General features: G+C 63.3%; 13 protein-coding genes and 1 tRNA gene. 10 read left to right on the forward strand and 4 right to left on the reverse strand.

The genetic code is table 11. From position 1 onward, the window contains the following. Positions 1–35: 35 nt before the first annotated feature. Positions 36–118 (forward strand) — tRNA-Thr (locus BSZ37_RS21955). A gap of 298 nt (positions 119–416) precedes the next feature. Here BSZ37_RS21955 and BSZ37_RS21490 read toward each other — a convergent pair. The 4 genes from BSZ37_RS21490 to BSZ37_RS07925 all read right to left on the reverse strand — a co-directional run bounded on the left by BSZ37_RS21490 (position 417) and on the right by BSZ37_RS07925 (position 3,174). Then, entirely contained in the window at positions 417–1,316 is a 900-nt protein-coding gene (locus BSZ37_RS21490; protein WP_143537594.1) for a hypothetical protein, read from the reverse strand. A 238-nt stretch (positions 1,317–1,554) separates the two neighbouring features. Beyond that, the gene (locus tag BSZ37_RS07915) at positions 1,555–2,091 is read right to left on the reverse strand and encodes a hypothetical protein (protein ID WP_095510035.1); all 537 of its coding nucleotides are present in this window, start codon (positions 2,089–2,091) and stop codon (positions 1,555–1,557) included. After that, the gene (locus tag BSZ37_RS07920; protein ID WP_095510036.1) at positions 2,075–2,623 is read right to left on the reverse strand and encodes an archaeosortase/exosortase family protein; all 549 of its coding nucleotides are present in this window, start codon (positions 2,621–2,623) and stop codon (positions 2,075–2,077) included. The genes BSZ37_RS07915 and BSZ37_RS07920 overlap by 17 nt, the downstream gene beginning before the upstream one ends. Before the next feature lie 146 nt (positions 2,624–2,769). After that, positions 2,770–3,174 carry a VanZ family protein gene (locus tag BSZ37_RS07925; RefSeq protein WP_095510037.1) on the reverse strand — a complete coding sequence of 135 codons (405 nt, stop codon included), beginning with the start codon at positions 3,172–3,174 and terminating at the stop codon, positions 2,770–2,772. Positions 3,175–3,312: 138 nt separating this feature from the next. Here BSZ37_RS07925 and BSZ37_RS07930 point away from each other — a divergent pair, with 138 nt between their 5' ends. From BSZ37_RS07930 to BSZ37_RS21495, 9 genes are all read left to right on the forward strand, one after another. After that, on the forward strand, positions 3,313–5,670 hold the full coding sequence (locus tag BSZ37_RS07930) for a polysaccharide biosynthesis tyrosine autokinase (RefSeq protein ID WP_218830436.1): 2,358 nt from the start codon (positions 3,313–3,315) through the stop codon (positions 5,668–5,670). Further along, positions 5,663–6,436, forward strand: coding sequence for an SLBB domain-containing protein (locus BSZ37_RS07935; protein ID WP_095510039.1), 774 nt, complete (start codon positions 5,663–5,665; stop codon positions 6,434–6,436). Before BSZ37_RS07930 ends, BSZ37_RS07935 begins: the two co-directional genes overlap by 8 nt. Positions 6,437–6,836: 400 nt before the next feature. Beyond that, positions 6,837–7,355, forward strand: a complete 519-nt coding sequence (locus tag BSZ37_RS07940; protein ID WP_095510040.1) for a UpxY family transcription antiterminator — start codon at positions 6,837–6,839, stop codon at positions 7,353–7,355. Between the two features lie 681 nt (positions 7,356–8,036). Further along, a complete protein-coding gene (locus BSZ37_RS07945; RefSeq protein WP_095510041.1) occupies positions 8,037–8,603 on the forward strand; it encodes a hypothetical protein in 567 nt (188 codons plus the stop codon). 197 nt (positions 8,604–8,800) lie between these two features. After that, positions 8,801–10,198: a nucleotide sugar dehydrogenase gene (locus BSZ37_RS07950; RefSeq protein ID WP_095510042.1), complete on the forward strand. Its 1,398-nt coding sequence runs from the start codon at positions 8,801–8,803 to the stop codon at positions 10,196–10,198. After that, positions 10,198–11,232: an SDR family oxidoreductase gene (locus BSZ37_RS07955; RefSeq protein ID WP_095510043.1), complete on the forward strand. Its 1,035-nt coding sequence runs from the start codon at positions 10,198–10,200 to the stop codon at positions 11,230–11,232. Before BSZ37_RS07950 ends, BSZ37_RS07955 begins: the two co-directional genes overlap by 1 nt. A 303-nt stretch (positions 11,233–11,535) precedes the next feature. Next, positions 11,536–12,975 (forward strand): lipopolysaccharide biosynthesis protein, encoded by a 1,440-nt coding sequence (locus tag BSZ37_RS07960; RefSeq protein WP_095510044.1) that lies wholly within the window; start codon positions 11,536–11,538, stop codon positions 12,973–12,975. A gap of 130 nt (positions 12,976–13,105) precedes the next feature. Continuing rightward, on the forward strand, positions 13,106–13,504 hold the full coding sequence (locus BSZ37_RS07965) for an acyltransferase (protein WP_245838616.1): 399 nt from the start codon (positions 13,106–13,108) through the stop codon (positions 13,502–13,504). 150 nt (positions 13,505–13,654) lie between these two features. Next, complete coding sequence (locus tag BSZ37_RS21495) at positions 13,655–14,857, forward strand: hypothetical protein (protein WP_143537595.1); 1,203 nt, start codon at positions 13,655–13,657, stop codon at positions 14,855–14,857.

The following is a 14,857-nucleotide window of genomic DNA, read 5'->3' on the forward strand; positions in this document are numbered from 1 at the left end:
GGTCAACGTCCCGCGTGGCCGCCGAAACCTCCACCGCCAGCGCTGAATCCCCCACTTCCGGCCTCGGAGCAGCTCACTCGTAATGAGCAGGTCGTCGGTTCAAATCCGACCGTTGGCTCTCATCGAAGACGCCCTTTTCGCACCGGAAGGGGCGTTTTTTGTGCACGGTGCTCCTCGAGCGAAGGCGCGTGTGGGACGGCGTTCGTACGACGAGTCCGTTCACCGGTCGCTGGCGACGCGGGTCGACAGGCGGGCCGCGTTGCCCCGCTTGACGGCCACGCCCCGCGGCACCCGAAGGCTGCTCCGTGCAGCGCGTCCGTACCGGTAACCCCCCATCGGACCGCCCTCCCCGTCGGCGCGTCTCGATGCCCCGACGCACGGAGGAGGCCTCGTCCCCTGGCCGCTTCAGGGCCCAGTTACTCGTTGGGCGGGGAATAGTCGAACTTGTCGATCAGCAATCGGTCGCGACTGCGGACGAGCTCGATCGACCCTTCGTCGTAGTAATCGGAGGCCGACAAACTTCTCTTCGACGTATTGGTTTTTTTTGCTTTGTATATAAATTCTCTTTCTTCTTGCGATATCGACCTGACGTTTTCTATGGCAAGACACAGATCGCATTCCAAGGATTCTTGTCTGATAAATGAATCTATATAACAATTGTCTTTCTCGTAGTCCTTCAAGTCAGATTTGTTTGCAACAGATTTTGCTAACAGATCACTGTTTGCGCAACATAGATATAAATATCGGTACGTCATGAATCCGCAAAAGCTTGATATCTTCGTATTGCCATATCCTTCGCCTATGCTCAAGCTGTTGCTGGGGTCGTGGATTGAGCGGAGCCACGTGCGAAAAGACTCTACATTGTCACTGTCGTCGTACAGGCGTGTCCACAAACTTGCATCCCTGGAGAGTTCGTTCACCAAGCCGGGGTAATTCCGGCGCGGATTCGAGATCGACGCCTTGACGTGGGGGAGCAGGTTCTTTGTCGTGAGGCGCTGGAACAGGCCGCCATTCCCCTGGACGCCGAACGTCCAAAGCGAGATGTACCAATCCCACGGGTTGCGTATCGAGGAGATAAAGTGTCTGTCCGATTGTATTTGGTCCGGGGTCGCTGCATTGTGCTTCCCTAATTGTTCGCCGTCGAACAATTCAGATAGGAGCTTTGCTATATGGGTACAGCCCGTCTTCTGCATTTGAATATATATAAATTTATCACTTTTAAACATTATATTATTTAGCGGGGTGAAGTCGGCGAGGGCGGTGGTCTGCCACGAGGGGCGGACGATGCGGCCGACCGAGGCGCCGGGGTCGAGCACGGCCTGGGCCTGCAGCCGCCGCTCGAGACCGGCGAGCGCGCGGGGCGCGAGACGCGGCGGCGAAGACGGCGAGGGCAGACAGGGACGTCACGCGCAGGGGGAGGGAGGAGCACCGACCCGTCGTTCCGTCGCACCGATGGCGCAGAACGCCCCCGTGGCAGGCTTTCGGGCTCCCGGGCGTCGCCCCCATCGGGTCTCAGGCGTGGGAGGGCGGGTGGCGTCCGGCTGAGGTCGCCGGCTAGGTCCCGATGCTCCCCTCCCCGCTGTCCTCTCGCAGGCCGTCCCGTGTGGCCAGGACGTACAGGAGGACTGGGACGCCGAGGCCGACGGCCTCGGTGGCGTAGGTCTGGGAGAATCGGTAGGCCTCGAACACGGCGTCCGACCACGCGATGCCGGCTGCGACGAGCGCGACCTGGGCCCCGCCGAGCGCCACGTGGCAGGCCAAGAGGACGGCCCAGTAGGGCCGTCGCGGCCGCAGGCCCACGAGGAACAGGCCGGGGAGCAAGAAGAGCAGGCCCGGCGGCGCCGTCCACGAGGCGAAGGCGCGGTCCGCGTCATCGCCGGCCCGGTAGATCTCCACGGAGAGGCCCGACCGCCGGACGACGACGTCGAAGGCGCCGGGCCGTTCCACGGCGGCGGCATGGAAGGCCGGGAGGGCGAGCCCGTGCGTGAGGAGGGGGCGGGCCGGGCGGAGGACGAGTCCATAGAGGACGACGAGCCCGAGCATCGCCCCGGCCCGCAGGACCCATGTCGGCCGGTTACGCCGCTCGAGCATGGGACACGGGAGCCCCCGCCGGGTCCGGGCCGGCGGGGCGGTCACCGACGTGCGTCCACGACACCCACAGGCCGAAGATCACGGCGTAGAACACCCACACGGAGTGCTCGGTGTGGACGGCGTCGAACCAGTCGGGCCGCCAGCCGAGGAGGGCCAACAAGACGACGCAGCGGGCCACGTTCGCCACGACGATGAGCGCCAAGCCCAACGGGATGAAGACGGCCCGCCGGATCCAGGCGCCGGGGTAGGCGAGCACGAACCCGACGAACAGGCTCAGCGAGGACAGCCCGTTGCACCCGTCCGCAACCTCGATCCCTCGTGGGCCGAGCCACACCACGCGGCCGTCGGTGACGACGGCGTCCGACCCGAAGCGGACGACGGCGCCGGTGGCCGAGGCGACGAACAGCGAGAGCGCCTCGTCGAGCCGGCCGTCGGGGAGGATCCAGAGGTCGTACAGCACGAACCACACGCCGTAGACGAGCACCATGACCCCGGCGAAGCGGACGAGGTGACACGGGGCCCAGGGTGTCATCGATCGAAGTGGTCCGCCTCGCACGTTCCGTCCGCTGTCGGTCGAGTCAAGGTAGGCCTCGCGGGGTAAACGCCGCGTTCACGGCACCCAGAGGCGCGGCGCGCTGGGAGAGGGCGCGGCTCGGTCCGCCTCGGGCCAGGCACGCTCTAGGCCGGCGACGCGCGTCGCCGGCGGACCAGGAACGCCACCCCGACGCCGGCCCCGACGCCGAGGACGTCCGCCAGGGCGTCGGAGGCCGAGCCGGAGCGGAGCGGGACGACCGCCTGCTGGAGTACCTCCGTCCCGACCGCGGCTACGACGCCGAGGGCGAGCACCACGCCGAGCCGAGCGTGCCGGCGGAGGCCCCAGAGCCCGCATGCCACGGCGAAACCCAGGGCGTGGGCGGTGAACTCCGCGGAACGCACAACGTGTGGGATCCATTCCCCGGGCACGCTGAGGGAGACCGCGACGGCGAGCGTCGCCGTCAGCGCGCCGACGGTCCAGCCGAAACGAACGGGCGTGGACCCGAGCGATTCGGAGCGCTCGGGCAGGGCAGACGGTCGTCGGGGCATCTCGCGGGAATCGGGCGCGGGGTGGGGAGGGCGTTCAGAGTAACCCCCATAAATTGGTCGACGCTCCTCCGGCCGAGGGAAGTCTAGCCCCTTATGTTTGAGCTCTCATTTCCTAGCGGCTCGGTGCGCGACCGATCTATGCCGACTCCTCAGCCCTTTCCGCCCGAGACCTTCGGGGCCTCGCCCCCGCCTCCCGACTACTCGCGGCCGGGGTACGTCTACGGCCCTCCCCGGCGGCCGGCCGACCTCGCCAGCCAGCTGCGGGAGTGGGTCGACGTGGTCGTCCGGGGGCGCTGGCTCATCCTGGCCTGCGTCGCCGCCGTCCTCGTGCCCGTGACCGCGTACGTGGTCACGGCGCCCGACGTCTACGAGGCGTCGTCGTATCTCTACGTAGAGACGAGCTCGGGCGGGGGGCTGAGCGGCATGATGCCGACCGGGAGCGATGTGGTCCCCTTCGTCCAGGACCAGGGGATCTCCAACGAGCTTTACATCCTCCAGAAGGCCGAGGACCTGCCCCGCGCCGTCGCCGCGACGCTGCTCGCGCAGGCCGCGAGCGAGGAGGCGCCCCCGCTGACGGTGGTCGAGACGGAGACCGGGGAGCTCGCCTCCGTCGAAGAGGTCGCCGATCGGGTGACGGAGTACATCCGGGTGCAGCAGGACGGCGGAGACCGGACGAACGGCGTTCGCGTCGCGGCGAAGAGCACGTCGCCGCAGGAGGCCGCGCTCATCGCTCAACTCTACGCCCAGGCCTACGTCGACCGGACGCAGAACTCGAGCCGGGCCTCGGTGGCCGCCAGCCGCGAGTTCCTCGAGTCCCAGGCCGACTCGGTCGCCGCGCAGCTGCGGTCTCGCGAGGAGGCCGCCCGGGCTTACATGGACGAGGAGGGCGCCGTCCGCCTCGACGAAGAGGCCTCCAACATCGTGAGCCAGCTGGCGGCGCTTCAAGCCGAGCGCGACCAGGCGCGCGTCGAGGCCGGGATGGAGGCGTCGCGGATCGCCGAGCTCCGGGCCCAGATCGCCCGCCTCGAGGGGACCGTGGCCCAGCGGATGGGCTCTGGGACCGCCCGGGAGCTCCGCCAGGACGAGGAGCGGCTCGCCGCCCTCCGGGAGCGGCTCGAGACCATCTACCTCAACGACCCCGCCCTCCGGTCGCGCTCCGACGTGCCGGCCGACGTGGCCCAGCTCCGCCGCCAGATCGACCAGCTCGAGACGCGCGTCCAGCAGCGGAGCGACCAGCTCGTGGAGGAGGCCATCGCCGCCGGCGGCGTCGACGCCGCTGCAGAGGGGCTCCCGCGCCTCTCCGCCCTCCGCGACCGGCTGACCGAGGCGGAGGTGGCGCTCCAGGGACTCCGCTCCCAGATCAGCATCCTCAACGACCGGATCGCGGCCTACCAGAGCGACCTCGATCAGATTCCGTCGCAGAGCGTCGAGCTGGCCCGCCTCATCCGCGAGCGCGAGAGCGCCGAGCGGCTCGCCCTCGGGCTCGACCAGCGGCTCCAGGAGGCCCGCGTGGCCGAGAGCGCCGAGCTCGGCTACGCCGAGGTCGTCCGCTCCGCCGACGTGCCTGAGGACCCCGTCGCACCGAACCGGCCGCAGACTCTCATCTTGGGGCTGATCCTCGGCCTCGGGCTCGGTGTCATGCTGGCCGTCGGCCGGGCGCAGCTCGACCAGACGCTCCGCCGGCCGACGCAGCTCCGCGAGCTCGGGCACCCGATCCTCGGCGTCATCCCCGACGTTACGAAGCTGATCGAGGAGGACGCCGGCGGTGCCGACGCGGTCACCGTCCAGGGCTGGACCCTCGACTCGCGCGTCGTCACGATCCTGTACCCGATGTCGGCCGGAGCGGAGGCCTTCCGCGGGCTCCGGACGAGCGTCCAGTTCTCGAAGCCCGACGCCGTCGTCCAGACCCTCCTCGTCACGAGCGCCAGCCCGGGCGAGGGCAAGAGCACCGTGGCCGCCAACCTCGCCGCCGTCATCGCCCAGTCCGGCCGGCGGACGCTCCTCATCGACGCCGACCTCCGCCGGCCCCGCGTCCACAGCCTGTTCGGGATGAGCAAGACGCCCGGCCTCTCGGAGTACATCTCCGGCCAGGGTGATCAGCGCGACATCACCGTCGGCGACGAGTTCGACGTGCTCCCGGCGGGGACGATGGTCCCGAACCCGGCCGAGTACCTCGGCTCGAAGGCGTTCCGCGACCTCCTCGACGGGTTCCGCCAGACGTACGACGTCGTCGTCATCGACGCCCCGCCGGTCCTCGCCGCCACCGACCCGGTCCTCCTCTCGACCCAGGTCGACGGGACGGTCGTGGTCGCCGCGGCCGGGCAGACGAAGGACTTCGAGCTTGAGCACGCGGTGCAGGAGATCCACAACGTGGGCGGCGACGTCCTCGGCGTGGTGTTCAACCGGTTCGACGTGTCGAAGGAGTACGGCTACCGCTACCAGTACGCCTACCGCTACGGCCGCAAGTACACCTACGGCCACGAGGGGAATGCGTAGAGTCCTGATCGCCCTCGCCGTCCTGCTGGCGGGGGCCGCCGACGCCCAGTCGTACGGCCAGCTCGGCGACGTCCAGACGACGGCGCCCGGCTACTTCTTCTTCGCCCGGCCCGGTGAGCCCGTCGTCGCCGTGACGGCCGTCGGCACCCTCCAGGCGCCGGGCCGCTACGTCGTTCGTCAGGGGACGACGGCTGCGGACCTCCTCGCCCTCGCGGGAGGTCCGGTCGCAGACCGATCCGGACGAGCCGCGGCCCGCATCTATCGTGACGACGCCCTGCTCCTCGAACGGGAGGTCCAGGCGCTCTACGCGCCTGGAGCGACGCCCGTGGCCCTCCAGGAGGGCGACGTGGTCGAGGTCGTCGGGCTGGTCTCCTCGGTCCCCGGGTACTACGTTCACACGGAGCCGGGAAACGCCCCGTTTGCGGTCACGGCAGCGGGCGCCTTCGCTGCACCGGGGCGATACGTCGTCGACCCCGGCACGACGGTCGGGGATCTCGTGGCGCTCGCGGGGGGCTCGGGGGTGCTGGGCGAGCAAGAGGCCCAGACGAGGGTCTCGGCGATCGTTCGCCTGTACCGCGACGGGGCCCTCGCCTTCGAGGCCGCGCTCGAAGACCTGTACGCTCGGCAGACCACGGCCCTCCAGACTGGGGACGTCGTGGACCTCCAGGTGACGTACGAGCGCGAACGAGACTTTTTCCGAGACGCACTCTCCATCGTCTCCGCGCTGGTTGGCGTCGGGCTCCTCATCGAACGCCTCGCCAATTGACGCTCCCGCATCGGGCTCGACGTCGCGCTCCCTCTCCTGTCATCCCGAGGAGACACGTGATGAGGGATCTCGGATCGGCTGCCTCAGCGCCTCGATGGGCGAGGCGGCCGAGCCCCACGAGATCCTTCGTGTGCTCAAAGGCCGTTCGGGAATCGGAACGGTGCGCCATTCCGCTGCCGTCGTCCCGGCGCAGGCGGCACCGCGCAGCAACGGCGCAGCCAACCCGGGGACTCGACCGCCGTGCCTCCCCCTTCGTGGAGGGCCGGCGCTCCCGGTCCGCGCGGGGCCGGCTCTTCTACGCGATCCCTTGTCCAGGGACTGACAACGCAGAGGTGCGAGCAGCACCCACATCCCCCGTCGAGAACTAGATTCGATTCCTGATCCATCGTCTCCAGCTCTGATGCCCCATGCTCGCGTCTGGCGTGTGTTCTACACGCGGCCCCGAAACGAGAAGAAGGTCGCTGAGCGACTGAACGACGGTGGCATCGACGTGTGCCTCCCGCTGCGGACCGTCCTCCGTCGGTGGTCGGATCGCAAAAGGAAAATTCAGGAGCCGCTCTTCCCTGGCTACCTCTTCGCACATGTCGACGAACGCGAGCGTTTGGCGGTCCTCCAGGACGATGGAGTCGTTACGACGGTGTCATTTGGAGGGACACTCGCTGAGGTTCGGAATACAGAAATCGTGATGCTCCGCGCCTTGGAAGGGCTTCCAAAATCCGTAGAGGCTCGGGCGCTCGACGCCGTTCCGCCTGGGACGGAGGTGATCGTGACGACCGGCCCGCTGAAGGGCGCCCGAGGGACGGTAGAGGGCTCGCCGAAAGCGTTTTACCTCTTCATCCTCATCGAGTCGGTCCGCCAGGCCATCCGCCTCGAGGTCCCCGCAGACTGGGTCATGCGGACGGGTGGGAAGGCCGGATAACCGCCGGGAATCGTCTTCCGGTTAAGACGCGAGTAAGGCCTTTTCCACAGGGCGGCTGGTGGTAGGTTGCGCGCAGGTGGGGCCTCTCTGCCCGCACACTGCGTCTGTCCGCACGGTCGGTCCTCGTGATGGGACTGACGTGGCGAAGCTGTATGCGCTTCTTTCCTTCGATGACCGACCCGCTCCCTCTGCCGACTGTCCTCGACCCCCTCGGTGGCTCGCTTGCCTCCCTACTGGCAGTCGGGCTCGCCGGTCGGCCCCCCGGCGGCTCGAAGGGTCCGGTCAGGCCCCGTGGCTTCTCCTTGGGGCGTAATGGTCGGTGATTTGTGGAGTGCACGGGACCAGAAAATTCGGCGGCATCGACGTGCGGCACCATGGTCGGGGCACGATCGCGTGACATCGGAGCTGGATAGACGAGCCCCGCTTGAGTACCTGCGGAGACGGCTGAGGGTTAGGGGGCGCTCAGACTCGCCTCTGAACATGCGTGTGATTTCGACATTCCTAACGGTCGCCCCATCTGCCCACCCGGCAGATGGGATCCCCGAGACGGCCCCGAAGGCAGTACGAAGGATCCCCCGGGACACCGACGTCGATGCCGCGCGCTGCAGAGCCCCGCGAAGCTCAGCCACGCGCTGGTCGGAGAGAGCTGGACGCACCTTGTACCACAAGACCTAGCCTACCATGGCACGTGTCAAGCTCAATCCCATCGTCGACCGCGTCCAGGGCGCTTTCGGCGACATCGTGTTCCGCAATTACGAGGGGAACACCGTCATCTCCCGCCGTCCCGAAGCGCCGGAGGGCCCGCCCACGCCCGGGCAGGCCGCCCAGCGCGCCCGCTTCCGCGATGCCGCCTTCTACGGCCGCGTGGTCATGGCCGACCCGCCGGCCCGCGAGTTCTACGAGGCGATCGCCAAGCAGCGCAAGCATCCGGTCTTCAGCGTGATCGTGGGCGACTTCCTCAACGCGCCCACCGTCACGTCCATCGACGACAGCGCCTACACCGGCACCACCGGCGACCCGATCGTCGTCCAGGCCCACGACGACGTCGAGGTCACGGGCATCACGGTGACGCTCACCGACGACGGCGGGAGGGTCCTGGAGACGGGGCCGGCTGCCACCGACGAGTGGCGCTGGCGCTACGACGCCCAGACGGACGTGCCCTCGGGGACGACCGTCACGATCACCGCCGTCGCGATGGACCGGCCCGGTAACACGGGAGACCTCGCCGTCGACAAGACGATTCCGTGACGACAGACTTCCGTCGGCCGGGGCCCCACGCCCCGGCCGACCCCGGCGCACTTTGCTCGCCTGACCCGCAGAGAATCGATCGCTCCGAGGGCGGCGGGCTTGGCCAAGTGGTCCGAGTTCCACTTCCTCCATCGCGGTCGGATCGCTCGAGGACCTGAGGCGCCGTACCGCTTCTGACAACCACCCTGACAGGTTACATGACAAACTCTAGCTCCACATTCAGAACTCTCATCGACCGGATCGAGGCTCGCGAAGCCTGCGTCGGTGTGATCGGCCTCGGTTACGTCGGGCTTCCGCTGGCTGTCGAAGTAGCCAAGGCTGGCTATCGCGTCATAGGGTTCGAGGTGAGCGCGTCGGTTGCCGATCGGATCAACGAGGGTGACAGCCACATCGGCGACGTGCCGTCGTCGGAACTGGCCCCACTCTGTGAGAGCGGGCGCATCACGGCTACGACGGACATGTCTCGCCTCGCCGAGTGTGACGCGATCTCGATCTGCGTGCCGACGCCGCTCGGCAAGACGAAGGACCCCGACCTCAGCTACGTGGTCTCGGCCACGCGGGCAATCCGCGCCGCCCTCCGGCCCGGGCAGCTCATCATCCTCGAGTCGACGACGTACCCGGGGACGACGCGGGAGGCCATGCTCCCCGTACTGGAGGAGGCCGGGCTCACCGTCGGCGAGGACTTTTTTCTGTGCTTCTCGCCGGAGCGCGTGGACCCTGGCAACGCCGTCTGGCACACGAAGAACACGCCGAAGGTGCTAGGCGGCCTGACCGCCGCGTGCACGGAGCTGGGGCAGGCCATCTACGGCCGCATCTTCGACACGGTCGTGCCGGTGTCGAGCGCGGAGAGCGCGGAGCTCGTCAAGCTCTACGAGAACACGTTCCGGATGATCAACATCGCCCTCGCGAACGAGATGGCGCAGGTCTGCGAGCGGCTCGACGTGGACGTGTGGGAGGTGATCGAGGCGGCGGGCACCAAGCCGTTCGGGTTCATGACCTTCACGCCGGGGCCGGGCCTCGGCGGCCACTGCATTCCGCTGGACCCGCACTACCTCTCGTGGAAGATGCGGACGCTGGCCTTTAAGACGCGGATGATCGAGCTCTCCAGCGAGATCAACGCCGAGATGCCGGCCTTCGTCGTCCGCAAGGTGGCCGACGCGCTGAACGAGGAGGGCAAGGCCGTCAAGGGGAGTCGGCTCCTCGTCCTCGGGATCGCCTACAAGCGGGACATCGACGACCTCCGGGAGAGCCCGGCCCTCGAGGTGATCCAGCTTCTCCAGGACAAGGGGGCGGACATTCAGTACCACGACCCGTACTGCCCGACGATTGCCGACGACGGCCACACGCGGATCGCCGACCTCCCGCTCCACAGCCAGCCGCTCACGGAGGACGCCCTCGCCGACGCCGACGCCGTCGTGATCATCACCGACCACAAGACGGTAGACTACGAGCGCGTCGGGGCCCTCGCCAAGCTCGTCGTGGACGCCCGCGGCGTGATGCGCTCGGTACCCTCGGCCGCGAAGGTCGTCGGGCTCTCCGGTCAGGAGCAGAACCTCGGCCCGGTGCAGGAGCCGGCCGCAGCCGCCACGGTCTGATGCACTACGACAGCGTACGAGACAGCCTCCGCCGCCAGCCGCGGACGTGGCTGGTGACCGGCGCCGCCGGCTTTATCGGGTCCAACCTGCTGGAGGAGCTCCTCCGGCTCGGGCAGACCGTGGTGGGGCTCGACAGCTTCGCCACCGGGCACCGCCGGAACCTCGACGAGGCCGTCGCGGCGGCGGGGGAGGGGGCCGCCGACCGGTTCACCTTCGTCGAGGGCGACATCCGGGACCTCGATGCGTGCCGCCAGGCGTGTGAGGGCGTGGACCTCGTCCTCCACCAGGCGGCCCTCGGGTCCGTCCCCCGATCAATCAAGGACCCACTCACGACGCACGCCGTGAACGTCGACGGGACGCTCCACATGCTGACGGCGGCCCGCGACGCCGGCGTCGGCCGGTTCGTCTACGCCTCGTCCTCGTCGGTCTACGGTGACCACCCGGGGCTCCCGAAGGTGGAGGGGGCAATCGGTACACCGCTCTCGCCATACGCCGTCTCGAAGCGGGTGTGCGAGCTCTACGCCCGGACGTTCCAGGACCACTACGGACTGGAGACCGTCGGCCTTCGATACTTCAATGTGTTTGGGCCGCGTCAGGACCCAGACGGGCCTTACGCCGCGGTCATCCCGCGGTGGATGGACGAGATGCTCGATGGCCGGTCGAGCACGATCTTCGGGGACGGCGAGACGAGCCGTGACTTCTGCTACGTGGCGAACGTGGTCCAGGCCAATGTGCTCGCCGGACGTACCGCCTCCGACGCCACGGGTACGGTGTACAACATCGCCGTGGGAGACCGGACGACGCTGAACGACCTGTTCCGGGAGATGAGCCAGAGCCTCGTGGCCGAGGGCGCCATGGACGCGACCCCAGAGCCGGCCTACGCTGACTTCCGGCCGGGCGACGTCCGCCACTCGCTGGCCGACACCTCAGCGGCCCATCAGGCGCTCGGCTACCGTCCGACCCATCCGGTCGGGTTGGGCCTCCGCAAAACGGTCGCGTGGTACGTCCAGGACCGAGCCTCCGCTAGCTCGTAGGTGCCTCGAAAGGGTCGTGCGGACGGGCTCGTTATATATGTCTGGCGTTGGAAGTAGGCAAGAGTGCCGTCGGAGATCGCGCGGTTGGAAAACTTAACATTCGCTTTAGTCGAGGAATGTTTTCCATCTTAGATCAACCAGGAGGGGCAAGGAGATGGCTCAATTTACTACAGGGACGCTTGGCAAAAAATAATGATAAAACGGGCTGGTCTCTCCGCACCGATCGCCCTTCTTGATTGCGATAGGGCCGGACACATTTCCATGGCTCCAAATCCAGTTTGGATCTAGGGCCTGTTCGAACGCATGCTGAAGGACTTTGCCAAGGTCTTCTCCGGGCGGATGGGACAGACCATCATCGGATTCGGGACCCTTTTCGTCTTGCTGCGTCTGATGACGAAGGAGGACTACGGGCTCCTCGCGCTGGTCACGTCTCTCTCTGGCGTCATCGCTGTCGCGGCTCAGTTCGGCCTCTCGTCCGGGCTTTCGAAGCTTGTAAACGACGCGCAAATTCGGGCACCCGAGACCGTCGCCGCTCTGTTCCGGAGGGGGCTAGCCGTCCAGTTTATCCTGCTCCTAGTCTTCGGGTTTGCCGGCACCGGCATCGCCGTCCTCGTGTACTCGGAAGAAATTGGCCCTCGCTTGCCTGTTATCGCGGGGATCGCACTCTTCGTCGTCGGAACCGTGGCGGGCGAACACTATTTCCGGACCGGTCGCACGCTGGACTTGTTCGGAAGCATTGCTAGGCTGACCATATGGATGGCTGTGGCGCGCCTTGTCGGAGCAGTCATCCCATATGCGCTGACGGGGTCGATCGGGTGGAGCGTGTTCTACTATGGCGCTCTACAGGCGCTCACAGCCAGTTTCTACCTCTATGGTCTCCTGCGCGAAATGAGCGATGGCGAGGCCACCCACGCGGCGTTGGAGGGCGGGCTCCGACCTTGGGATTATGTCAGGGTTGCACTGCCGTTTCTTGTTATAGCCTCCAGTAACATTATCTTCTCGCAGATTGCGCTGCTCGTGTTGGGCAAGGCGCAAACGCTCGGATCCGTGGCGGAGTATGAGGTGGCAAACCGCGTGGTAAACTTCCTCCGCAGCCCTGCAATCGCATTCAGCTTCGTCATCTCGAGCCGGTTCGGTCGAGCCGTGGCGAGCGCTGATAACCGTGCGGTCCGCGAAAGACTCCGCACGAACGCGCAGGTGAGCCTCCTCGGCGTGCCGATGGCGATGAGCCTTTTTTTCTGCGCAGACTGGGTGCTACTGGTGCTCGGCGGGGCAGCCTACGCGGACGCAGTGCTGCTAGTCCAGATCCTGAGTATCTATCTCGCGGGCGCCTTCATTGCCGACAGCTATAGCCTCTCACTGGACTACTCAGGTCTATCGCGCGGTCGGGCGGGAATCGTAGTGGCGGTCGCTGTGATGAACATCGCGCTAAGCGTCTGGTTAGTGCCCCTGATGGGGACACAGGGCGCCGCACTTGCGGTCACTACTTCGACGATGGTGCAGGCGTTTGGTTTTGTCTCTCTGATTCGCTGGGAATTTTCCATAGGCTTCATCGACGCCACGGGAATCGCAAATACGTTATATGCATTACTTGCGATTATTATAATGATTGTTATGATTCTGACGAATAAGTCTATCGATATTATATTATTACGTATCTGCGGAATTGTCGGGGCCTTTGTACTTGCTGTAATCTATTCGCTTTTCCTTATCAAACAACATGAATATACGAAGAATGTTTAATATCATAAAGAAATTATACGGTTATTTTTTGCTGATGACACGGGGAGGGGTGGCGTATGCCCGGTGGCTAGGTGTCTCAGTTGGGACAGGTTGTCGGATATACACTTCGAGTTTCGGGTCGGAGCCATTTTTGACTTCGATCGGAGATCGTGTCACCATCACGAGCGGGGTCAAATTTATCACCCATGATGGATCGGCATGGCTAGTTCGAGACGAGAGGGGACGACGTTATGTTTATAATAGTATAAAGATAGGTAACGATGTTTTTGTAGGGGTCAACACAATAATATTACCTGGTGTCGAAATTGGGGATCGGGTAATTGTCGCAGCTGGATCAGTCGTCACTAAGTCTATTCCTGATGGATGCATCGTTGCGGGTGTTCCGGCGAGACGCATAGGGGAGTATGCTGAATATGAATCATTTGCATTGAATAATTTTGCATCAGAAAAAGATTTGTCAGGATATGATTATGTATCAAGAGTTAATATGGGATTAGACATCAGGGGGGCTAAACCATTGTTGGGATAACTAGCCGTGCAAAACATGATAAATATATCATATATTTTTTTGGCTATAATAATTGGTTTAGCTAATTATGGCAGAATTAGAAAAGTATCGATAGATACGTTTGATATTTTCTCATACTCATATATATTGGTCTACTGTCTGGTTCCGAGTGTGATCATCGGCAATGAAAATCCCATCTTTGATATAGCTATAGCTTATGATGAGGGTAGTGGGTTTGCTGAGTTATTTGTAATTGTTGTATTTTATGCCCTGTCTTGGGCGGGATGGCAATTTGTCATGATTAGAGTAGCTCACGGAAGGCGATATTTTGCATGGTCCGATTACCCGACTGTGCATGTAGTATTCATAATATCAATCATTGTAATTATTGCGTTAATTACTTACGTGGTGTCATATGGAGGCTTGGAGTCGTCCTTGAATGAGGCTGCGGCGATCAGGGCTGGCCATCGACAAGTTCAGAGATACGCGTTTGTAAAACGTTTTTTGGTCTTGCCGGTCATAACCGTTACAATATTGGTTGGTGTCAGTCTTGTGAGGCGACGCTTCAATATGATGCGTCTATTGGCTATAGGTTCATCAGTGGCGTTATTCATTATCTGCGGACTATTGCTTGCGGGGCGCGGGCGATTCATTGTATTGCTTTTGATAATATTTGTGTGTATATCAAATGTAAGAAACAGGCCTGCTCTGGCTATGGGCTTGGTGTCAATTTGTATAGGCATTCCATTGATGATTCTTGGCAAACCGTTCTTGAATTCGGTTGCGTCATATCAAGAATTTGATATATTATCAAATATAGGAAATTCAGTATATATTATAAATTCGTTGATAAATGATTTCAAGTATCCATATATAAGTCTTGATGCATTAGTTGATGATATGTTTTTCATGCCTCAAAAAGTTCGTCATGTCAGTGATCTGTATTATGGTATTGTGTCTTTGGTTCCGGAGCAAATTATCCCAGTTCGAGCCGGTGATAGTGTGGCATACGAGAATACGATGAGGGTGTCAGGCTATTATGATTCCGATGTGCCTCCAGGCATCGTCGCTTTGTCGATATATATGTTCTCTTTCGCCGGTGTGGTCCTAGTGCCTGTGCTTCTAGGGTGGATTTTTGCAAAGGTTGATTCATGGTTCCATATGACTAGAGTGAGGTCCGAAGTTCATCTTGCGACGCACGCAATAATTGCCGTCACGCTGGGATATGGGATAATGGCGGGCGAGCCGAGGGTGTATCTGCAATCTTATGTATTACATTGGTTATTCTTTATAAGCTATATAATATGGACTAAATACAAATTTTATATATATCGAAAAGTACATACTAACGCAATTTTACATTTTCACAATTAA

Origin of the sequence: Rubrivirga marina (assembly GCF_002283365.1) — a bacterium.
GTDB lineage: Bacteria > Bacteroidota > Rhodothermia > Rhodothermales > Rubricoccaceae > Rubrivirga > Rubrivirga marina.

What these genes read in the sequence shown, in the direction of transcription:
- BSZ37_RS07955 (WP_095510043.1), top strand. Translation starts at nt 10,198, where the DNA reads ATGCACTACGACAGCGTACGAGACAGCCTCCGCCGCCAGCCGCGGACG.
- BSZ37_RS07930 (WP_218830436.1), top strand. Translation starts at nt 3,313, where the DNA reads ATGCCGACTCCTCAGCCCTTTCCGCCCGAGACCTTCGGGGCCTCGCCC.
- BSZ37_RS07935 (WP_095510039.1), top strand. Translation starts at nt 5,663, where the DNA reads ATGCGTAGAGTCCTGATCGCCCTCGCCGTCCTGCTGGCGGGGGCCGCC.
- BSZ37_RS07940 (WP_095510040.1), top strand. Translation starts at nt 6,837, where the DNA reads ATGCCCCATGCTCGCGTCTGGCGTGTGTTCTACACGCGGCCCCGAAAC.
- BSZ37_RS07960 (WP_095510044.1), top strand. Translation starts at nt 11,536, where the DNA reads ATGCTGAAGGACTTTGCCAAGGTCTTCTCCGGGCGGATGGGACAGACC.
- BSZ37_RS07920 (WP_095510036.1), bottom strand. Translation starts at nt 2,623, where the DNA reads ATGACACCCTGGGCCCCGTGTCACCTCGTCCGCTTCGCCGGGGTCATG.
- BSZ37_RS07945 (WP_095510041.1), top strand. Translation starts at nt 8,037, where the DNA reads ATGGCACGTGTCAAGCTCAATCCCATCGTCGACCGCGTCCAGGGCGCT.
- BSZ37_RS07950 (WP_095510042.1), top strand. Translation starts at nt 8,801, where the DNA reads ATGACAAACTCTAGCTCCACATTCAGAACTCTCATCGACCGGATCGAG.
- BSZ37_RS07915 (WP_095510035.1), bottom strand. Translation starts at nt 2,091, where the DNA reads ATGCTCGAGCGGCGTAACCGGCCGACATGGGTCCTGCGGGCCGGGGCG.
- BSZ37_RS07925 (WP_095510037.1), bottom strand. Translation starts at nt 3,174, where the DNA reads ATGCCCCGACGACCGTCTGCCCTGCCCGAGCGCTCCGAATCGCTCGGG.